Raw genomic sequence first — 18,839 nt, forward strand, 5'->3', positions numbered from 1 at the left:
GCGACGCCCTGTTTATTTCTTGCCGATGGCCTTGCGGTAGTCGTTGTTGAGGCGGCCGATCAGCGTCAGCGGGATCCCCTTCGGACAGACCGTGGTGCACTCGCCCATGTTGGTGCAGCCACCGAAGCCCGCGTCGTCCTGGGCCTGCAGCATGTCGACGACCCGGCTGTCGCGTTCCGGCTGGCCCTGGGGGAGCAGGCCCAGGTGGGACACCTTGGCCGCGGTGAACAGCATCGACGAGCCGTTCGGGCAGGCCGCCACGCAGGCGCCGCAGCCGATGCAGGTGGCCGCCTCGAAGGCCGCGTCCGCGTCCGGCTTGGGCACCGGGGTGGCGTGCGCGTCCGGGGCGGTGCCGGTCGGCGCGGTGATGTAGCCGCCGGCCTGGATGATCTCGTCGAACGCGCTGCGGTTGACCACCAGGTCCTTGATCACCGGGAAGGCGGCCGCGCGCCACGGCTCGACGTCGATCGTGTCGCCGTCCTTGAAGTGCCGCATGTGCAGCTGGCAGGTGGTGGTGGCCCGCTCGGGGCCGTGCGCCACGCCGTTGATCATCATGCCGCACATGCCGCAGATGCCCTCGCGGCAATCGTGGTCGAACGCCACCGGGTCGTCACCGTCGAGGATGAGCTTCTCGTTGAGGACGTCGAGCATCTCCAGGAAGCTGGCGTCGGGGGAGATGTCCTTGACGTCGTAGGTGACCATGCGGCCCTTGTCGGCCGGCCCCTGCTGGCGCCACACGCGTACCTGGATATCCATTACTTGTAGCTCCGGGTGCTCGGGTGAACGTATTCGAAGTCGAGCTGTTCCTTGTGCAGCACGGGCGTCTCGCCGAACTCCCAGGCCGCGACGTAGCTGTACTCGTCGTCGTGGCGCAGCGCCTCGCCGTCGGGGGTCTGGCTCTCGGCGCGGAAGTGACCGCCGGCCGACTCGGCGCGGTGCAGCGCGTCGATGCACATCAGCTCGCCCAGCTCGAAGAAGTCGGCGACCCGGCCGGCCTTCTCCAGGTTCTGGTTGAGCTGCTCGCCGGTGCCGGGCACCTTGACCCGCTGCCAGAACTCCTCGCGCAGGCCGCGGATGAGGCCGATGGCCTTGGTCAGGCCCTCCTCGGTGCGTTCCATGCCGCAGTACTCCCACATGATGTGGCCGAGCTCGCGGTGGAACGAGTCCACGGTGCGATCGCCATCGACGGCCAGCAGCCTGGCCAGGCGGTCCTCGACCTGGCCGCGGGCGGCGACAACCTCCGGGTGCGACTCGTCGATCTTGTCGAACGGGCCGGACGCGAGGTAGTTGTTCAGCGTGTTCGGCAGCACGAAGTAGCCGTCGGCCAGGCCCTGCATGAGTGCGGAGGCGCCGAGCCGGTTGGCGCCGTGGTCGGAGAAGTTGGCCTCACCGATCACGAACAAGCCTGGGATGGTCGACTGGAGGTCGTAGTCGACCCAGAGCCCGCCCATCGTGTAGTGCACGGCGGGGTAGATCCGCATCGGCGTCTGGTACGGGTCCTCGCCGGTGATGCGCTGGTACATCTCGAAGAGGTTGCCGTACTTGGCCTCCACGGCCGGCTGGCCCAGCCGCTCGATCGCGTCCGCGAAGTCGAGGTAGACACCGAGCCCGCCGGGGCCGACGCCGCGGCCCTCGTCGCAGACGTTCTTCGCGGCACGTGAGGCGATGTCACGGGGGACCAGGTTGCCGAAGGACGGGTAGATGCGCTCCAGGTAGTAGTCGCGCTCGTCCTCCGGGATGTCGCCCGGTTTACGGGAGTCGCCATGGGAAAGCGGCACCCAGACCCGGCCGTCGTTGCGCAGCGACTCCGACATCAGCGTCAGCTTGGACTGGTGCGAGCCGGACTCGGGGATGCACGTCGGGTGGATCTGCGTGTAGCAGGGGTTGGCGAACAGCGCGCCCTTGCGGTGCGCCCGCCAGGATGCTGTGACGTTGCAGCCCTTGGCGTTGGTGGAGAGGAAGAAGACGTTGCCGTAGCCGCCGGAGGCCAGCACGACCGCGTCGGCCAGGTCGGTGGTGATCTCGCCGGTGACCAGGTCGCGGACCACGACGCCGCGGGCCTTGCCGTCGACCACGACCAGCTCGAGCATCTCGTGCCGGGCGTGCATCTCGATGTTGCCCAGCCCGATCTGCCGCTCCATCGCCTGGTACGCGCCCAGCAGCAACTGCTGACCCGTCTGCCCCCGCGCGTAGAAGGTGCGCGACACCTGGGTGCCGCCGAAGGACCGGTTGTCGAGCAGGCCGCCGTACTCGCGGGCGAACGGCACGCCCTGGGCCACGCACTGGTCGATGATGTTCACGCTGACCTCGGCCAGCCGGTACACGTTGGACTCGCGGGCGCGGAAGTCGCCGCCCTTGACCGTGTCGTAGAACAGCCGGTAGATCGAGTCGCCGTCGTTGCGGTAGTTCTTGGCGGCGTTGATGCCACCCTGCGCGGCGATCGAGTGCGCGCGCCGCGGGCTGTCCTGGTAGCAGTACGAGCGCACCTTGTAGCCGGCCTCGGCCAGCGTCGCCGCGGCCGAGCCACCGGCCAGGCCGGTGCCGACCACGATGACGGACAGCTTGCGGCGGTTGGCCGGGTTGACCAGCTTGGCGGAGAACTTGCGGCGCTCCCAGCGGGTCTCGATCGGCCCGTCCGGAGCGGCCTGGTCGGCGATGGACTCGCCCTCGGTCCAGAAATTCATGATCAGTCCACCAATCCGGTGAGCACGGCGAACGGCACCGACAGGTAGCCGACCACCAGGACGACGGAGAGCAGCAGCGCGGCGCCGCGGGCGATGCGCTCGCCGCGGGCGGTGCGCTGGCCCAGCGTGCGGACCGCGCTGAACAGGCCGTGCCGCAGGTGGAAGCCCACGGCCACGATGGACAGCGTGTAGAACAGCGTCACGTACCAGCGGTCGGGCGCGAAGTCGGCGGCGACGTTCGCGTACGGCTCACCCGGCTTGCCGTTCGGGTTGAGCGTGCCGGTGGTCAGGTCGAGGATGTGGTAGATCACGAACAGCAGGATGATCACGCCACCCCAGCGCATCGTCCGGGCCGCGTAGCTGCCCTGGACCTTGGGGCGGTGCACGTAGCGCACGGGCCGGGCCTTGCGGGCGCGGCGGGCCAGGATGGTGGCCGCGACGATGTGCGCGACGACCGCGAAGGTCAGCACCGAACGCTGGATCCACAGGTACCAGTCCTGGGGCAGCAGGGGCGTGCCGATGGTCCGCAGCCAGTGCGCGTAGTGGTCGAAGGTGTCGGCGCCGAAGAAGATCTTCAGGTTGCCGATCATGTGGGCGTACAGGAAGCCCACGAGGAGCAGCCCGGTGACCGCCATGAGGATCTTCAACGCCAGCGAGGAGCGCGCGCCCCGGCGCGGCTTGAGCGCCGGCTTCTCGGCCAGCGTCTTGCGGGCCGGCTCGGCCGTCGCCCGGGGAGTTGGAGTGCTGATGTCTACCGCCACACCCTGAACGCTAGGAAGCCGCGGGCGATTCGTCTAATGCATGATCGGCGGGGTCGTCATAGACGTAAGCTATCAAGGTGCAGCTTCAACAGCTCCGATACTTCGTAGCAGTGGCAGAAACCCGGCATTTCACCCAAGCCGCTGACTCGCTGAACGTCTCTCAGCCAACTTTAAGTAAGCAGATTCACACCCTCGAAGAGACGCTCGGCGCGCCGCTCTTCGAACGCGTCCGGGGCGCAGTCGCGCTCACCGCCGCCGGCGAGACCCTGCTGCCGCTCGCCCACCGGATGGTCGCCGACGCGGACGCCGCCCGCGACGCGGTGCAGGAGATCGTCGGGCTGCGCCGCGGCCGGGTCCGGGTCGGCGCCACCCCCAGCCTGTGCTCGTCGCTGGTCCCGACCGTGCTGCGCCGGTTCCGCACCGAGCACCCGGACATCGAGCTGCACGTCAACGAGGGCAGCTCGCAGGACCTGATCACCGACCTGCTGGCCCGGGACCTGGACCTGGCGCTGATCGTCCACCCGGAGCAGGGCGTCGACCCGGCCCTGCACGCGGCCCCGGTGCTGCGCGAGAGCCTGGTCGTCGCCTCGGTCGCCGCCGGACCGCCGCCGACGGCCAACCGGCAGCTCGCCCTCACCGAGCTGCGCGACACCCCGCTGGTGATGTTCCGGCCCGGCTACGACCTGCGCGACGTCACCCTGGAGGCGTGCCGGGGTGCGGGTTTCACCCCGCGCTTCGCGGTCGAGGGCGGCGAGATGGACGCGGTGCTGGCCTTCGTGGAGGCCGGCCTCGGGGTGGCACTGGTGCCGAGCATGGTGCTGGTCAACCGGCCGCTGCTGCGGGCGACGCCGCTGGCGCCGCCGGGGATGCGCCGCACGATCGCGCTCGCGCACCGGCGCCGGGCGGTGCTCCCGCACGCGGCAGAGGCGCTGCGCGCGACGCTGCTGGACCACATCGCGACGGGCGAGCTGCCTTTCGGCGTCCAGCCCCTGTGATCAGCGGAACTGCTCGGCGTGGTCGGTGGCCCATTCGGCGAACGTCCGGGCCGGCCGACCGAGCACATCAGCCACCGTCGTCGAGGCCGGGCCCGGGGCGCGCGCATAGTCGGCCAGCGAGCCCAGCAGACGGTCGGGGATCTCCGCCGGCAGGCCGGCGGCGAGCATGCCCTGGCGCGCCTGCTCCGGCGCGATCTCGGCGAAGCTCAGCTCCCGGCCGGTGGCCCGGCCGATCGCGTCGACCTTGGCCGCCTGGGTGAGTGGTTGCGGCCCGGTGAGCAGGTACGTCCGCCCGGCGTGCTCCGGCTCCAGCAGCGCCCGTACGGCCACCGCGGCGACGTCCCGCTCATCCACCGTCGAGGTCACCGCCGCCGCATGAGCCCCGCGCACCACCCCGCCCCGCCGGAGCTGCGGCGCCCAGGCCAGCGCGTTGGCGGCGAAGTCGGTGCACCGCAGGATCGTCCACTCCAGACCCGACCGCTGCGCCGCCTGCTCCGCCGCGGTGAACTCCGCGATGAAACGGGGGTCGCCGACCGGGTGCGTCACCGTGGCCGCCGACAGCACGACGACCCGCTTGGCGCCGCGCTCGGCGGCCCGGGTGAGCAGCTCCGGCGTGGCCGCCCGAGGGCTGTAGAGCACGGCCTCGACGTGCGCGATCGTCTCCAAGGGCGTGTTGCGGGCCGGGTCCCGGGACAGTCCCGCGGCCCGGTCGCCCAGCAGCCGCATCGCTTCGCGGCCCACATTTCCTGTCGCTCCGGTGATCAGCAGCATGGCGGACTCCTCAAGGCGCTTCGGCAGCCGTACGATATGAATCTCATAGTAAAGTATTTTGGAGTTCATACAATATGGCGGACGTAACATCCCGGCGGCGGCTGGTGGCCGGCGTCAAGGAGTCGCTGCGGCTGGCCCGCAACCAGCTGTCGGTGTTCAGCCGGCAGGTCGGCACCCGGCTCGAGCTCAAGGACGCCGACCTGGACTGTCTCGACCTGATCGACCGGGCCGGCCCGCTGAGCCCGACCGCCCTGGCCCGGCTCACCGGCGTGCACCCGGCCACCCTCACCGGCATCCTCGACCGGCTGGAACGCGGCGGCTGGATCGCCCGGGAGCGCGCCGAGCACGACCGTCGCGCGGTGCAGATCCGTTCCCTGCGCGACCGCCAGGGCGAGCTCTACGGGCTGCTCGCCGGGATGAACCGCTCGATCGAGGAGATCTGCGCCGGCTACTCGGACGCGGAGCTGGCCGTGGTGGCCGACTTCCTGCGCCGCACCACCGAGGCGGGCGAGACCGCCGTCCGGGACCTACCGTGACGTGGTGCTGATCTCCGGCAGGCTCACCACGAGGTCGTAGGCGTCCAGCACCGGCGTGTCCAGGAAGGTCTCCGACAGGCGGATCTTCTCCGGCCCGCTCATCCGGTTCCGCGCCGCCCGCAGATCCACCAGCACCGGCCCGGCCGACGGTTGGAACACGGCCTCCACACTGTCCGCGGGCGCCGGAGGCAGATCCTCGCTGGTCACGGCGACGCCACCCGGTGCATCCGGATCGGCGCGGCGCGCGGAGGTCCGGCCCGCCTGCGCGGTCACCGCCATCGCCACGTACTGACCGCCGAGGCGGTCCGCCAGATGGTGACCCATGGCGGACAGCGCGAACGTGGGAGTGCGCACCGGGGTGCGCTGGATATGCGTGTTGTGCGCGGCCAGCACGATCTTCGTGTCCGGGCCCAGCAGCTCGAGGACGGTCTCGGCCATACCGCGGTCGCGGGCGGCCACCTTCGGATGGGCGAAGTCCGCCGTGAAGCTTCGCAGCCCCTGGTCCAGCAGGCACGCCAGCCGCAGCTCGTGCCGGGCCGTCCGGTACGCCTCGGCACCGGCGGCCGCCGTGTAGTCGACGGCCAGCGCGTCGAAGCGGGTCGCCAGGTCGGCCAGCAGCGCGGTGGCCCGGTCCCGGTCCACCCCGTCGATCGCCGCATAGGCCCGGTACGCGAGCAGAGTGTGCTCGCCGGCGTAGGCCCGGGCGTACTCGGCGATCCGGTCGACCAGCGGCAGCGCGTCCGCGTCCACCTTGCCCAGGTAGCGCCGCAGGCTGTCGAGGGCCGGTAGGGGAGAGGCGGTCGAGCCGGGCACGTCCACTCCGCTGAACCGCAACGGCAGCGGCGACGACCGCATCCAGCGGAGCAGGTCGCGCATCTCCGGGCACCGGCCCATCCGGTACGTGATCCCGTGCTCGGCCAGCTCGTCGAGGTCACCCGGCCCGCCCCGGACCCAGTCGTCCACGGCCAGGCCCTCGCTGAAGCCGGACTCCATCGCGAAGACGGTGAAGCCGCACCGCTCGGCCAGGAACCGCAGCAGCCGGTGCCGCCACAGGTAGTACTCGCGGACGTGGTGGGCGCTCTCACCGATGGCGACCACCCGCGCGTCCCGCAGGATCTCCACCAGCGGTTCCAGGTCGTCCAGCGGCGCCGGCGGATCGGTGGTGCCGAGTAGGATCGCCCGCTCCGCGACGAAGGCGCTGAAGGCAGCTGTCACGCCGGTCCGATCTCGTCCGCGACGATCTTCGCCGAGAGGGTCACCATGGGCAGTCCGCCGCCCGGATGGGTGGAGCCGCCGACCAGGAACAGCCCGGCCAGCGGGCCACGGTTCGCCGGGCGGGTCAGGCCGCCCGCCGTACCGTAGATCGCGCCGCCCGGCGTGGCCGTGGCCTCCGCCAGATCCGCCGGGGTGCGGGTCTCGGTGAACACCAGCCGGTCCCGCACGTCCAGCCCGCGCGCGGCCAGCACGTCCAGGATGTGCCGCCCGTACGCGTCGGCCAGGCCGGGCCGCCGCCAGTCGACCGCCCCGAACGACGGGCCGTGCCGGGGCGCGTTGACCAGCACGAACCAGGCCTCGGTGCCGGGCGGGCTCACCGCGGGATCCGCCGCCCGGGTCACGAAGACGGTCGGATCCGAGGGCGGCCGGGCCCGCTCGCCGGTGCCGGGGGAGCCGAAGACGGCGTCGAACTCGGCGTCGTAGTCGCTGGGGAAGAACACGGTGTGGTGCGCCAGCTCGGGCGTCTGCCCGCGGACACCGAGCAGCAGGACGAAGCCCGCCAGGCTGCGAGCGGCCAGCCCGCCGAGGCGGGACGGCGCCGGCAGCAGATCGCGGTACACCGACAAGGCGTCCACATTGGCCACCACCACGTCGGCCGGGACCTCCTCGCCCGAGCCCAGCCGTACGCCGGTGGCCCGGCCCGCGGTCGAGCAGATCCGCTCGACCGGCGAGGACGTCACGACCTGCACGCCCAGCGAGCGGCAGCGGTCGAGCAGCGCCGTGGCCAGCACCCCGAGCCCGCCGGCGAGATACCAACCGCCGAAAGCCAGCTCCGCGTACGGGATCGCGGCCAGTGCCGCCGGGGCCCGGCGCGGATCGGCGCCGGCGTAGGTCGCATAGCGGTCCAGCATCATGCGCAGCCGCGGGTCACGCAGATACTGCCGGCCCAGCGACCGCAGCGACCGCCCGGGCGCGATGGCCGCCAGGTCACCGACCCGCCAGGACAGCGCGGCCAGCGACGCCGGGGTGACCTCGCGCTGCAGCACCGATCGCCAGGAGGCCCGCCAGATCCGCTCGGCGCGCACCCAGAACCGGGCCCAGTCCGCGCCGGCGGCCGCCCCGAAGGCGGCCTCGATGCGCTCCCGGAACACCTGCGGGTCGGACGAGGAGTCCAGCACCGAGCCGTCGGGGAAGTGGTGGCGCACCACCGGGTCCAGCGCGACCGGGGACAGCTCCAGGCCCAGGTCGGCGAAGACCTGCGGCAGGGTGAGCAGGCTGGGGCCGGTGTCGAAGCGGAAGCCGTCTCGCTCGTACCGGCCGAGCTTGCCGCCGACCTCGGCCGACCGCTCGTGCACGGTCACCCGGTGCCCGGCGGCGGCCAGCCGCGCGGCGGCGGCCAGACCACCCACCCCGGCCCCGATCACCACGACGTTGCTCATACCGGCCGCCCCCGCCAGGAGAGCGCTCCGCGCCGCCGCAGGGCGAACGAACGCACCACCAGAGCGGCGAAGAGCAGGATCGAAACCGGCTGGGCCAGGGCGTCGGGCCAGGCCCGGCCGCCGGTCGCCCGGGCCGCGGCCACCCGGCCCACAACCCCAAGCAGGTACGCCGCCAGCGCCCACCCGGCCGGCTCCACCGCCCCGGCGGCCAGGAGAACCACGGCGGCCACCGGCGGCACGACGTAGAGCAGCACCAGCAGCCCGACCACCGCGGCAGCCCCGGCCGGCGACCCGAAGGACGCCCACATCGACTTGCTGTAGCCGTCGCGCAGCTCCCGCCACGAGCTGTACATCAGGCACTCCGCCAGCGCCGAGCCGTCGGCGAGGGCGATCCGGCCGCCGGCGCGCTTGACCGCCCGGGCCAGCCCGATGTCCTCCAGCACGTCGTCCCGTACCGCCGCGTGCCCGCCGGCCCGCTCGTAGCCCGCCCGGTCCAGCACCAGCCACTGGCCACCGGCCGCCGCCAGCGACGGTCGCGGCGAGCGTTCCATCGCCCGCAACGGCAGGAAGGTCAGCCACGACCATTGCAGCAGCGGCTGCACGAGCCGCCCGGACCCGACGATCCGCGGGTACGGCGACAGCAAGTGCACCCCGGCCGAGCGCAGCAGCTCGACCCCGCCGGCGATCGCCCCCGGGGCCAGCACCACGTCGGCGTCCACAAGAACCAGTACGTCCACGTCGCCGGCCGCGGATGCGAGTTGCGCGCACGCGTGCGGTTTGCCGAGCCAGCCGGCCGGCAGGGGCGCGCCGGTCAGCAGCCGTACCTTGTCGCCGGCGACCGCCCGCACCACCTCGGCCGTGCCGTCGGTCGAGCCGTCGTCGAGCACGAGGATCTCCAGGTGCGGCACGCCGGACTGGCCCAGCAGCGACTGCAGGCACGGCGTCACACGGTCCGCCTCGTCGCGCAGCGGCAGCAGCACGGCGACCCGTTCGGTGGTCGTCGCCCCGGAGCGCGGGCGGCGCAGCAACGCCGCGTTGACGATCGTGTGGGTGGTCAGCGCGACCAGGGGGAGCAACGCCAGCCACCTCATGCCGGCACCGGCTGACGGATCCGGCGCACGGCCAGCGGCAGCACGATCGCGCCCATCAGCACGCCGCCCCACAGCGCCGAGGCCGGCAGGCCGAGGAAGACGGCGTGGGCGAGCACGGAGGAAGCGTACGTCCACCACCAGAGCGCGAGCATCGGTGTGTCGCCCGGCAGGACCACGGCGGCGCGCGGCCCCGCGGCGGCGGCGAGCCCGGCCATCAGCAGCACCGCGAAGCCCAGCCAGCCCAGATAGTTGCCGATCGGGATGCCGGGCACGCCGGGCAGCGCGGGCGTGGGGGAGTCCCAGGTCCAGTAGCCCTCGGCGACCATCTGCGGGTCGAGGAACAGGTCCCAGGCCGCGAGCCCGGCCGCGGCCAGCGCGATCCGCGCCGGCCGGGAGCGGGCCAGCCGCAGCGCGGCCAGCCAGGCCGGCCAGGCCATCCAGGTCCAGGCCAGGGGGATGATCAACGGTACGCCGAGCAGCTTGGGCCCGAGCTGGCCGGAGTAGTCGTAGGTGCCGAACGGGAACCCGGTCGCCACCCCGATCGCCTCCACGGCGAAGCCGCCCAGGGTGGCGGTCGCGATGAGCGCGGCGGCCGCCCGGACGCCCCGGGTCAGGAGCGCGTGCGAGACCGACAGCAGGTAGCCCAGCACGACGGTCAGCACGGTGAGGCCGGCGCGCAGGCCGCCACCGGTCAGTGGATAGCAGATCTGGGTCAGGATCAGGGCGCCGAGCAGCACCCAGGGGACAACGCGGATCACTGTCAGATGCCGACGATCCCGGGCGCGTCCTCGGTCGCCGGCCGGCTGGCCAGCGGCAGCTCCCGCCCGAGGATCGCGAACGCCCGCTCGTCACCGGGGAAGATGAAGTCGCGCAGCACGTCGGAGAAGCCGAAGCGCCGGTACAGCCGCCAGGCCCGCGACTTCTGCTCGTCGGCCTCGGGGGTGGACAGCAGCACGGTCGAGCCGTCGGCCATCGACAGCAGCGCGCGCAGCTGCCGGGCGCCGATGCCGTGACCCTGCGCGCTGGGCTTGACGTGCAGCTCGACCACCTCGAAGCAGTCACCGAGCCAGTGCCGGCGCCCGGGCTCGTCCAGGGCGGCGCGGACCTGGTCGTGCCACCACTGGCCGGGCCCGGACGAGTAGCCGTAGCCGAAGCCCGCGAGGTGGCCGTCGGTGGTGAGGGTGGCGACGGCGCGGAAACCGGCCCGGCGCACGTGGGCACCGATGTACCCGCGCCGGGTCTGCAGCAGCTCGGCGCGGTAGCCCATCGCCTCGCCGTACACGCTGACCACGTCGTCCAGCCGCCGGAGCATGTCGTCCGGCTGCCAGGGAACGAGCCTCATCGCTCTCCTTCTCGCCGGGGAACATCTTGCCAGCCCAGAACGGCTTTGTCGCCACTGATGCCGCGCACCGCGAACCGGGCGAACAGCTCCTCGGCGTACCACCGGGCGGCCGGGGTGCGCTGCACCACGGCGCGATGCTCCGGCTGACGGTACGCGAACCCGGTCAGATCCGCCTCGGTGCGCCAGACGCTGACCGTGCCCTGCCAGCCGAGCGGCGCCTCCCCGATGCCGAACCGGGCCAGCAGGCCGGGCGCCGCGGCGAGCTCACGCGCCACCGGAGGCACGGCCCGCCAGAACGTCAGCGCGCGCACCGGGCGCAGCCGGGCCCGGGTCAGCGCCAGCACCGGGGCGTCGGTCCGCCCGCCGGAGGGCGCACCGAATGGGGTCTGCCCGGACCACTGCCCGCGGCTGGTCAGCGGGGTCAGCTCGATCCGGGCCGACCCCTCGGCCAGCGCGTCCCAGGCAGCGCCGACCGGCCCGAGCTCCCCGCCGGCCGGACTGTCCCAGGCGACCACGGCGGCGTACCGGGTGAGATCGGCGTCGCCGGGCCCGAAGCCGGTGCCGGTCCCGGTGCCGAGCAGCTTGCCGAACCGTACGCCGGGCAGCGCGCGCAGCCGCCGCCGATCGAGCGCCATGCGCAGCAGCGCACCGCCCAGGGCCCGGCGCGGAACCCGCCACACGTGCAGGGTGACCAGCGGCGGGACGTCAATCATGGGAGCCACGCTACGTCGCCGGCGGCGTCGCGTCCTGCTCGCCCTGGCGCCGCCGCGTCCGGGCCGTGTACGCGCGGCGCATCTTGACGTGGTTGCCGCAGCCGGCCATCGAGCACCAGCGGCGCACCCGGTTACGGGAGTCGTCGTAGAAGGCCCAGCGGCAGGTGTCGCGCTCGCAGACCTTGAGCCGGGTCCACGTACCGTCCTCGGTGGCCTGCCGGACCGCGTCGATCAGCCCGGCCAGCGCCCGGTCGAAAGCCGGTCCGCCGGCGGCGACCAGGTGGTATCCGTCGGCGGTGAAGGCCGGGCGCACGGGAGCCAGGGCCTGGTTGAGCGCGGCCAGCGCGGCCGGATCCGCGGGATGACCGGCATGGGCGCGCAGAACTGACCGCAGCCCCTCCCGCACGGTCACAGCGGTGGCCAGGTCCGCCGGGCGCAGCCGCGCGCCGGGGGCCAGCAGCTGCCGCTGCGCGAGCCACTCCCGCAGCTGCTCGGGCGTGGTCAGCTCTTCGGCCCCGACCTGCGGCTCGTACGTGTTGACGAAGTCACGCACCAGCCGGACGGCTCCCGCTGCGGGCACCGGCCACCTCCTCCTGATTCACACCATCGTAACGCCTTGACAGGTGTAGCTGCCGTTTGTGATGGTCGGGACAGGTACACCGACCAAACGCCTACGGTGGTGTGAAGGAGGGCGGGATGACGGCGCTGCCCGTGCTGGTGCTGGGGTTGCTGGCGGCCCTCGGCCCGCTCTCGATCGACCTGTACCTGCCGGCGTTCCCGGCGCTGCGCCAGGACCTGCACACCTCCGCCGGGGCGGTGCAGCTCACGCTGGCGGGCATGACCCTCGGCCTGGCGCTGGGGCAGGCGGTGGTGGGCGCGTGGAGCGACCGGGTGGGCCGTCGTACGCCGTTGCTGCTGTCCACTGTGCTGCACCTGCTGGCGACGATCGGCTGCGCCCTCGCCCCCTCGGTCGAGGTGCTGGCCGCCTGCCGGTTCGTGCAGGGCGTGGGCGCGGCGGGCAGCGCGGTGCTCGTGCTGGCGATCGTCCGGGACGTGGCCGACGGGCGCACCCTGGTCGTGCTGCTGTCCCGGGTCACCCTCGTGGAGACCGTCGCGCCCCTGCTGGCCCCGGTGGCCGGCGCCGAGCTGCTGGCTGTGGCCGGCTGGCGCGGTATCTTCGGCCTGCTCGCCGCCGGTTCGGCCACGCTGCTCGTCGCGGCGCTGCTGATCGTGCCCGAGACCGCCAAACCCCCGCCCGAGCCGGTGCCCCTGCGGGCCCGGCTGCGCGCGGTGGGTGCCGACCGCGACTTCCGGCTGGCCACGGTCAGCGGCAGCATGACCTTCGCCGGGGTCTACGCGTACGTCGCCGCGTCACCGACCCTCCTGCAGGAGGTGTACGGCCTCAGCGCCCGCACCTACGCCGTCGTCTTCCTGCTCAACTCCCTCGGCCTGGTGGTGGGCGTCCAGCTCAGTTCGATGCTCACCCGCCGCGCCGGCCCGGCCCGGGTCCTGGCCGGGTGCACGGCGGTGACCCTGCTGGCCGCGGCCGCGATCGTCCCACTGCAATGGGCGCACGCCGGACTCGCCGGCCTGCTGCCCTGCCTGTGGCTGTTCGTGGCCGGCTGCGGCGGCTGCTTCGCCGGGGCGGCGGGCCTGGCCCTGCACGGCCAGGGCGCCCAGTCCGGCACCGCGACCTCGGTCTACGGGTTCGCGACCTTCGCGGTGGCCGGCCTGGTCTCCCCGCTGGCCGGCCTGGCCGGGATCACCGACGCCACGCCGCTGGCCGTCGTCCTGCTCGCCACCGCCGCGGTCTCCCTGACGGCGGCCGGCTTCCTGCTGAGGGCCGGCGCCGCTCAGGCCACCTCGGTGGCCGTGCCGCCGGTGACCCGCAGCAGCTCGGCATAGGTGATCGGGAAGACCACCTGCGGTACACCGCCCGCCGCCCAGATCTCCGGATACTGCGCCAGCGCGGTGTCGACCAGCGTGCGCACCGGCTTCGGGTGTCCCAGCGGAGCGACCCCGCCGATCGCCTGCCCGGTGTGCGCCCGGACGAACTCGGGCGTGGCCCGCCCGAGCTTGGCCACCCCCAGCGCCGCGGCGACCTTCCTGGTGTCGACCCGGTGCGCGCCCGAGGTGAGCACGAGCAGCGGCTCCCCGTCCGCGTCGAAGATCAGCGAGTTGGCGATCTGCCCGACCTCGACCCCGAGAGCGGCGGCCGCGGCGGCGGCGGTGTGCACACCCTCGTCGAAAACCACCATGCGCGGCGCGCTGCCGTCGGTGGTACGGGCATCGGCGTTCTCCAGGGCGGCCTGCACGGCCAGCACGTTGGGATGACTCTCCATCCGCCCATTGTTCACCAGCTGAATCGCTCCCGGTGCAGGTGGGCGGCGGGCACCCCGACCGCCCGGGCCGCCACGCGCACCGCGTCCGTCCACCGGTCCGGGCCGCACAGGTACAAGTCGTGCGCGGCCAGGTCGGGGGCGATCTCCCGCAACGCCTCGGCGTCCGTGTAGTCCGCGTACTCCGCCGGCAGCCACGACGTCGGGTGGGCGCGCGGCCCGATCAGCGGGACCAGCCGGACGCCGCGGCGCTGGGCCAGCCATTCGAGCTCGTCCAGGAACGCCACCTCGGCGGCGTGCCGGGCGCGGTAGACCAGTGTCGCCTGCCCGTGGCCGTACGGCAGGTCCCAGAGCAGCGCGAGCAGCGGCGTGATGCCGACCCCGCAGGCCAGCATCGTCACCGGCCCGCCGCGGTACGACTCCGCGGTGAGCCGCCCGTACGGTCCCTCGATCAGCACCCGGGTCCCCGGCGCGAGCGTGGCCACCCGGGCGCTGCCGTCGCCGAGGCCCTTGACGGTGATCCGCAACTGGTCGCCGCGGGGTGGCCCGGACAGCGAGAACGGGTTGCCCCGGGACCAGCCGCGGCCGTCCAGGAAGCGCCACACGAAGAACTGCCCCGCCCGCACCGGCAGGCGATCGAGCCGGCGACCGTGCAGGTAGACCGAGACCAGGCCGTGGGCCTCGGGGACCACGTGGTCGACGCGCAGACGGTGCCGGGCCGTGCGCCACAACGGCATGCCGAGCCGGAAGATCAGGACGCTGCCGGCGGCGGCCGCGTAGAGCGCACACCAGTACGCGCGCGCTGCCGGGCTCGCGGTGAAGTCCCGGCCTGCCGTCAACTCGTGCGGCAACGCCAGGCCGACACCCAGGTACGCGTACAGGTGGAGGAGATGCCACGACTCGTAGCGCAAGCGGCGCCGGGCCGTGCGCACCGAAGTGACGACCACCAGGACCAGGGCGGCCAGGGCGACCACCGCCAGCAGCATCCCGGGATCGCCGGCGACGAACGCGGCGAAGCTGCGGACCGGCGCCCGGCTCCAGGTGGCCAGCACGACGTGCGCGAGCAGCAGCTGGAACGAGGCGAAGCCGGTGCGGCGATGCCAGCGGGTCAGGGTGTCCTGGCCGAAAGCGCGTTCCACCAGCGGGATCCGGGCCATCAACAGCACCTGCAGGAGCAGCAGATCGGCCGACCACAACGCCGCCAGCCGGCCCGCCGCGCCCGCCGCCGGCCGGCCCCCGCCGGCCAGGTCCACGACGCCGCCGCGGGCCCACAGCACGGTGACGACCACCAGGCTCAACCCGGCCGCGGCCCGCGCGACGGGCCCCCACCAGCGCGGGGTGGGGGAGACGCGGGGGCGCACGGACGTCAACGTACAAACGGTTCCGCCCGGTGGGCAGGGGTTGGTGAGAAGGCCGACGAAAGCCCGGATATCCGTTATCCGGCGGCGCCCACACCCACTGCCGCGGCGCTGGCTTCCCACAGCCGGGCGGCCACCGCGGGGTCGGCGGCCACGGTGTCCGGCCGGGTCACCTTGTGCCCCACGTAGTAGGCGCCGTCGACGACCTCGGCGGTGCTCAGCCAGGTCAGCAGCTCGCCGGCCTGCTCGGGGGTGGTCAGGAACGGCGCGAACCGGTAGAAGAACCTGGTCGCCGCGCCGACGCCGAAGTTGCTGCGCACCACGCCCGGGTGGAACGACACCGAGGTGATCTCCGGCCAGCGCCGGGCCGCCTCGGCGGCGAACAGGATGTTCGCGGCCTTGCTGGCCCCGTAGGCGCGCCACGAGCTGTACGTGCCGGCCGAGCCGGTGAAGTCCTCCGGGTCCAGCCGGGCGCGCTGGTGCGCCCGCGACGCCGTGTTGACCACCCGGCCACCGTCGAGCGCCCCGCGCAGCAGGTGGGTGAGCAGGAACGGCGCCAGGTGGTTGCCCTGGATGGTGGCCTCGAAGCCGTCCGCGGTGCGGACATAGGACTCCACCATGCCGCCGGCATTGTTGGCCAGGACGTCGATCTTCGGGTACGCGGCCAGCAGCTTGGCGGCCAGCTCCCGGACCTCGTCGAGCACATTGAAGTCGGCGCGGAACTCGTCCGGCTCGGGCCCGGTGGCGGCGGCCCGTACGGCGGCCATCGCGGCACCCAGCCGGCGGGGATCGCGGCCCACCACGACCACCTGCTCACCCCGCGCGGCGAGTTGCCGGGCGGCGGCCAGGCCCACGCCCGAGCTGGCTCCGGTGATCACAAACGTGCGTGGCATGTGTCGCTCCTCATGTCTGCGCTGTCCCACCCATCGTGCATCCTGGCAGCGGTGATCGGTTACGTGCCGGTCTTAGGAAAAGAGAACGATGAGCACCGAGATCGTCGTGCCGGCATCCGTGGACAGTCCCGTCCAGGCAGCGCCGCCGGCACACTCTGTCACCCGCTGGCTGCTCGCGCACCGGGTGCAGCCGGTCGGGCCGGAGGCCGCCGAGGGCTCGCACCCGCAGCCCTGGTGGAAGGTCATGGCACTGACCGGCGTGGACTACTTCTCCACCCTGTCGTACCTGCCGGCCATCGCGGCGCTGGCCGCCGGGGCGCTGTCCCCGCTGGCCACCCTGCTGATCGTGGCGCTGACCCTGCTCGGCATGCTCCCGATGTACCGGCGGGTGGCGCAGGAGAGCCCGCACGGCCAGGGCTCGGTCGCGATGCTGGAAAATCTGCTGCCGTTCTGGCGCGGCAAACTGTTCGTGCTGGTCCTGCTCGGCTTCGTGGTCACCTCGTGGATCGTCACGATCACCCTGTCGGCCGCCGACGCCACCGTGCACATGTCGGAGAACCCGTACCTGCCGGGCTTCCTGCACGGCCACGCGGTGCCGATCACCATCGTGCTGCTGCTCATCCTCGGCTTCGTCTTCCTGCTCGGCTTCTCCGAGGCCGTCAAGGTCGCCATCCCGCTGGTCGTGGTCTTCCTCGGCCTGAACGCGGTGATCACCGTGGTCGGCCTGGCCGACGTGTTCACCACCGCGGGCGCGCTGTCGGCCTGGGTGGACGCGCTCGGCGCCCACGGCACCGGCTTCTTCGACCTGCTCGGCCCGTCCGTGCTGGCGTTCCCGGCGCTGGTCCTGGGCCTGTCCGGCTTCGAGACCGGGGTCAGCATGATGCCGCTGATCGCGGCGTCCGGCGAGTCCGCCGAGGATCGGATGAGGTCCCGGGTCCGCAACACCCGCAAACTGCTCACCACCGCGGCGCTGATCATGAGCGTCTACCTGATCGCGACGAGCTTCGTGACGACCGTGCTGATCCCGGTGCGGGAGTTCGAGCCGGGCGGGCAGGCCAACGGGCGGGCGCTGGCCTACCTGGCCCACGAGAAGCTGGGCGAGATCTTCGGCACCGCGTACGACATCAGCAGCATCCTGATCCTGTGGTTCGCGGGCGCGTCCGCGATGGCCGGCCTGATCAACATCGTGCCGCGCTACCTGCCCGGCTACGGCATGGCCCCGGAATGGGCCCGCGCGATCCGGCCGGTGGTGCTGGTCTACACGGCGATCAGCATCGGCATCACCATCGTCTTCAAAGCGGACGTGAACGCGCAGGCGGGCGCGTACGCCACCGGCATCCTGGCCATGATGGTCTCGGGCGCGGTGGCCGTGGCGATCTCGGCGGTCCGCCGCCGCCGGCGCAAGGCGGCGACCGGCTTCACCATCCTGACTCTGATCCTGCTGTACGCCCTGGCCGAGAACATCGTGGAGAAACCCGACGGCATCGCGATCTCGGCGGTCTTCGTGGCCGCGATCATCGTGGTCTCGCTGATCTCCCGCGTCACCCGCACCACCGAGCTGCGGGCGGACCGCATCGAGTTCGACGAGCCGGCCCGCCGCTTCATCGCGGAGTCGGTCGAGCACGACGGCGAGCTCAACCTGGTCGCCAACCGCCGGCAGGCCGGCGACGAGCAGGAGTACGCGGCCAAGGAACGCGAACAACGCGGCATGAACCCGGTCCCCGGCGCGGCCGACATCCTGTTCCTGGAGATCAAGGTGATCGACCCGTCGGAGTTCAGCGAGATCCTGCGCGTGCACGGCGAACAGGTGGGCCCGTACCGCATCCTGCGGGTGCAGAGCCCGGCCGCACCGAACGCGATCGCCGCGATCCTGCTCGCCCTGCGCGACGCGACCGGGGTACGGCCGCACTGCTACTTCGAATGGGCGGAAGGCAGCCCACTGGTGCACCTGTTCCGGTATCTGCTGCTGGGCCGGGGCGACACGGCGCCGGTGGTCCGCGAGATCATCCGCAAGAGCGAACCGGACCCGGCCCGCCGCCCCGGCATCCACGTGGGCGGCTGACCCTTCTCTTCGGCCCGGACGTCAGTGCAGGCGCGCCGTCCCGTACAGGTGATCAAAGATGATCTGATCGACCGGGGAGACGCGAGGACGATCGGCATGGGTGAGCCAGACGATCTCCTCGATCTCACTGTCCGGCCGCAGGACGCCCTGGTAGTCGGCGGTGTAGCAGGTCATCCGGACAACCGTCCCGGCGGAATGCCCGTGGGCGGGAGCCTCAAAGGTCCCGACATGCTCGGCGCTGCCGGGGGTGATGGTCACGCTGAGCTCCTCCCGGATCTCGCGGACGAGGGTGTCGATGTCGCTCTCGCCGGGCTCCCGCTTGCCGCCGGGAAGGTAGTAGACGTCCTTGCCGCGTGAGCGGGAGCTGAGGATCGCGCCGTTCTCGATGCGGATCCAGGCGATCTTGTCGATGACGGTCATGGGTTGCTGCTTCCTGAGACTTGTACGTGGCGCGTTGGGATGCGCCAGGCCGGGTGGTTGCACGGCCTGACGGCCGTCGACGACGGTAGCGCCGGCGCGGTCAACGATCCTGGGCGGTGTCTTTGAGCTTGCCGGCCACGGCTGAGGTCGGTCGGCTCGGGCTTCCCGCCTGTCCCGGCCTCGCCCGACCCGTTTCGCCCGCTTGCCCGCCCAGCGCCTA

Annotated in this window: 19 protein-coding genes; 4 read left to right on the top strand and 15 right to left on the bottom strand. The window is 72.6% G+C overall.

Going from position 1 to position 18,839, the window contains the following annotated elements; translation table 11 throughout:
• Positions 1-12 precede the first annotated feature (12 nt).
• From ACQP2Y_RS09975 to ACQP2Y_RS09985, 3 genes are read right to left on the bottom strand one after another with little or no spacing between them, the layout of a single operon-like run.
• Complete coding sequence (locus tag ACQP2Y_RS09975; protein WP_360548086.1) at positions 13-756, bottom strand: succinate dehydrogenase/fumarate reductase iron-sulfur subunit; 744 nt, start codon at positions 754-756, stop codon at positions 13-15.
• Entirely contained in the window at positions 756-2,684 is a 1,929-nt protein-coding gene (locus tag ACQP2Y_RS09980; RefSeq protein WP_433726606.1) for a fumarate reductase/succinate dehydrogenase flavoprotein subunit, read from the bottom strand. Before ACQP2Y_RS09980 ends, ACQP2Y_RS09975 begins: the two co-directional genes overlap by 1 nt.
• A 2-nt stretch (positions 2,685-2,686) precedes the next feature.
• A complete protein-coding gene (locus ACQP2Y_RS09985) occupies positions 2,687-3,319 on the bottom strand; it encodes a succinate dehydrogenase cytochrome b subunit (protein WP_433731871.1) in 633 nt (210 codons plus the stop codon).
• A gap of 197 nt (positions 3,320-3,516) precedes the next feature.
• On the opposite strand from ACQP2Y_RS09985, the gene ACQP2Y_RS09990 reads away from it, so the two are divergent.
• A complete protein-coding gene (locus tag ACQP2Y_RS09990; protein WP_433731873.1) occupies positions 3,517-4,440 on the top strand; it encodes a LysR family transcriptional regulator in 924 nt (307 codons plus the stop codon).
• Here ACQP2Y_RS09990 and ACQP2Y_RS09995 read toward each other — a convergent pair whose 3' ends face one another.
• A complete protein-coding gene (locus tag ACQP2Y_RS09995; protein WP_433726608.1) occupies positions 4,441-5,211 on the bottom strand; it encodes an NAD(P)H-binding protein in 771 nt (256 codons plus the stop codon).
• A 74-nt stretch (positions 5,212-5,285) separates the two neighbouring features.
• Between ACQP2Y_RS09995 and ACQP2Y_RS10000 the strand changes: the two genes are divergently transcribed.
• Positions 5,286-5,747, top strand: a complete 462-nt coding sequence (locus tag ACQP2Y_RS10000; RefSeq protein WP_433726609.1) for a MarR family transcriptional regulator — start codon at positions 5,286-5,288, stop codon at positions 5,745-5,747.
• On the opposite strand, the gene ACQP2Y_RS10005 is transcribed toward ACQP2Y_RS10000, so the two are convergent.
• From ACQP2Y_RS10005 to ACQP2Y_RS10035, 7 genes are read right to left on the bottom strand one after another with little or no spacing between them, the layout of a single operon-like run.
• A complete protein-coding gene (locus tag ACQP2Y_RS10005; protein ID WP_433726611.1) occupies positions 5,739-6,962 on the bottom strand; it encodes an erythromycin esterase family protein in 1,224 nt (407 codons plus the stop codon). The genes ACQP2Y_RS10000 and ACQP2Y_RS10005 overlap by 9 nt on opposite strands.
• Positions 6,959-8,401 (bottom strand): phytoene desaturase family protein, encoded by a 1,443-nt coding sequence (locus tag ACQP2Y_RS10010; protein ID WP_433726613.1) that lies wholly within the window; start codon positions 8,399-8,401, stop codon positions 6,959-6,961. Before ACQP2Y_RS10010 ends, ACQP2Y_RS10005 begins: the two co-directional genes overlap by 4 nt.
• Entirely contained in the window at positions 8,398-9,492 is a 1,095-nt protein-coding gene (locus ACQP2Y_RS10015) for a glycosyltransferase (protein WP_433726615.1), read from the bottom strand. Before ACQP2Y_RS10015 ends, ACQP2Y_RS10010 begins: the two co-directional genes overlap by 4 nt.
• Positions 9,489-10,250: a carotenoid biosynthesis protein gene (locus ACQP2Y_RS10020; RefSeq protein WP_433726617.1), complete on the bottom strand. Its 762-nt coding sequence runs from the start codon at positions 10,248-10,250 to the stop codon at positions 9,489-9,491. Before ACQP2Y_RS10020 ends, ACQP2Y_RS10015 begins: the two co-directional genes overlap by 4 nt.
• A 2-nt stretch (positions 10,251-10,252) precedes the next feature.
• Positions 10,253-10,834 carry a GNAT family N-acetyltransferase gene (locus tag ACQP2Y_RS10025; protein ID WP_433726619.1) on the bottom strand — a complete coding sequence of 194 codons (582 nt, stop codon included), beginning with the start codon at positions 10,832-10,834 and terminating at the stop codon, positions 10,253-10,255.
• Positions 10,831-11,547 carry a monooxygenase gene (locus ACQP2Y_RS10030; protein ID WP_433726620.1) on the bottom strand — a complete coding sequence of 239 codons (717 nt, stop codon included), beginning with the start codon at positions 11,545-11,547 and terminating at the stop codon, positions 10,831-10,833. The genes ACQP2Y_RS10025 and ACQP2Y_RS10030 overlap by 4 nt, the downstream gene beginning before the upstream one ends.
• A 10-nt stretch (positions 11,548-11,557) precedes the next feature.
• Positions 11,558-12,127: a CGNR zinc finger domain-containing protein gene (locus ACQP2Y_RS10035; RefSeq protein WP_433726622.1), complete on the bottom strand. Its 570-nt coding sequence runs from the start codon at positions 12,125-12,127 to the stop codon at positions 11,558-11,560.
• A 116-nt stretch (positions 12,128-12,243) separates the two neighbouring features.
• Between ACQP2Y_RS10035 and ACQP2Y_RS10040 the strand changes: the two genes are divergently transcribed.
• Complete coding sequence (locus tag ACQP2Y_RS10040; protein ID WP_433726624.1) at positions 12,244-13,452, top strand: Bcr/CflA family efflux MFS transporter; 1,209 nt, start codon at positions 12,244-12,246, stop codon at positions 13,450-13,452.
• On the opposite strand, the gene ACQP2Y_RS10045 is transcribed toward ACQP2Y_RS10040, so the two are convergent.
• The 3 genes from ACQP2Y_RS10045 to ACQP2Y_RS10055 all read right to left on the bottom strand — a co-directional run bounded on the left by ACQP2Y_RS10045 (position 13,401) and on the right by ACQP2Y_RS10055 (position 16,137).
• Entirely contained in the window at positions 13,401-13,889 is a 489-nt protein-coding gene (locus ACQP2Y_RS10045) for a YbaK/EbsC family protein (RefSeq protein ID WP_433726626.1), read from the bottom strand. The two genes, ACQP2Y_RS10040 and ACQP2Y_RS10045, sit on opposite strands and share 52 nt — an antisense overlap.
• An 11-nt stretch (positions 13,890-13,900) precedes the next feature.
• Positions 13,901-15,247, bottom strand: a complete 1,347-nt coding sequence (locus tag ACQP2Y_RS10050) for a ferredoxin reductase family protein (RefSeq protein ID WP_433726628.1) — start codon at positions 15,245-15,247, stop codon at positions 13,901-13,903.
• A 74-nt stretch (positions 15,248-15,321) separates the two neighbouring features.
• Positions 15,322-16,137, bottom strand: coding sequence for an SDR family NAD(P)-dependent oxidoreductase (locus ACQP2Y_RS10055; RefSeq protein WP_433726630.1), 816 nt, complete (start codon positions 16,135-16,137; stop codon positions 15,322-15,324).
• An 88-nt stretch (positions 16,138-16,225) separates the two neighbouring features.
• Between ACQP2Y_RS10055 and ACQP2Y_RS10060 the strand changes: the two genes are divergently transcribed.
• Positions 16,226-18,199 (top strand): amino acid transporter, encoded by a 1,974-nt coding sequence (locus ACQP2Y_RS10060; protein ID WP_433726632.1) that lies wholly within the window; start codon positions 16,226-16,228, stop codon positions 18,197-18,199.
• A 21-nt stretch (positions 18,200-18,220) separates the two neighbouring features.
• Here ACQP2Y_RS10060 and ACQP2Y_RS10065 read toward each other — a convergent pair whose 3' ends face one another.
• Entirely contained in the window at positions 18,221-18,619 is a 399-nt protein-coding gene (locus ACQP2Y_RS10065) for an NUDIX hydrolase (protein WP_433726634.1), read from the bottom strand.
• Between the last annotated feature and the right edge of the window lie 220 nt (positions 18,620-18,839).

The sequence above is a fragment of the Actinoplanes sp. CA-051413 genome, from assembly GCF_050955795.1.
Taxonomy (GTDB): Bacteria; Actinomycetota; Actinomycetes; order Mycobacteriales; family Micromonosporaceae; genus Actinoplanes.

What these genes read in the sequence shown, in the direction of transcription:
- ACQP2Y_RS10040 (WP_433726624.1), top strand. Translation starts at nt 12,244, where the DNA reads ATGACGGCGCTGCCCGTGCTGGTGCTGGGGTTGCTGGCGGCCCTCGGC.
- ACQP2Y_RS10065 (WP_433726634.1), bottom strand. Translation starts at nt 18,619, where the DNA reads ATGACCGTCATCGACAAGATCGCCTGGATCCGCATCGAGAACGGCGCG.
- ACQP2Y_RS10015 (WP_433726615.1), bottom strand. Translation starts at nt 9,492, where the DNA reads ATGAGGTGGCTGGCGTTGCTCCCCCTGGTCGCGCTGACCACCCACACG.
- ACQP2Y_RS09985 (WP_433731871.1), bottom strand. Translation starts at nt 3,319, where the DNA reads ATGGCGGTCACCGGGCTGCTCCTCGTGGGCTTCCTGTACGCCCACATG.
- ACQP2Y_RS09995 (WP_433726608.1), bottom strand. Translation starts at nt 5,211, where the DNA reads ATGCTGCTGATCACCGGAGCGACAGGAAATGTGGGCCGCGAAGCGATG.
- ACQP2Y_RS10010 (WP_433726613.1), bottom strand. Translation starts at nt 8,401, where the DNA reads ATGAGCAACGTCGTGGTGATCGGGGCCGGGGTGGGTGGTCTGGCCGCC.
- ACQP2Y_RS10030 (WP_433726620.1), bottom strand. Translation starts at nt 11,547, where the DNA reads ATGATTGACGTCCCGCCGCTGGTCACCCTGCACGTGTGGCGGGTTCCG.
- ACQP2Y_RS09975 (WP_360548086.1), bottom strand. Translation starts at nt 756, where the DNA reads ATGGATATCCAGGTACGCGTGTGGCGCCAGCAGGGGCCGGCCGACAAG.
- ACQP2Y_RS10000 (WP_433726609.1), top strand. Translation starts at nt 5,286, where the DNA reads ATGGCGGACGTAACATCCCGGCGGCGGCTGGTGGCCGGCGTCAAGGAG.
- ACQP2Y_RS10045 (WP_433726626.1), bottom strand. Translation starts at nt 13,889, where the DNA reads ATGGAGAGTCATCCCAACGTGCTGGCCGTGCAGGCCGCCCTGGAGAAC.
- ACQP2Y_RS10025 (WP_433726619.1), bottom strand. Translation starts at nt 10,834, where the DNA reads ATGAGGCTCGTTCCCTGGCAGCCGGACGACATGCTCCGGCGGCTGGAC.
- ACQP2Y_RS09980 (WP_433726606.1), bottom strand. Translation starts at nt 2,684, where the DNA reads ATGAATTTCTGGACCGAGGGCGAGTCCATCGCCGACCAGGCCGCTCCG.
- ACQP2Y_RS10055 (WP_433726630.1), bottom strand. Translation starts at nt 16,137, where the DNA reads ATGCCACGCACGTTTGTGATCACCGGAGCCAGCTCGGGCGTGGGCCTG.
- ACQP2Y_RS10060 (WP_433726632.1), top strand. Translation starts at nt 16,226, where the DNA reads ATGAGCACCGAGATCGTCGTGCCGGCATCCGTGGACAGTCCCGTCCAG.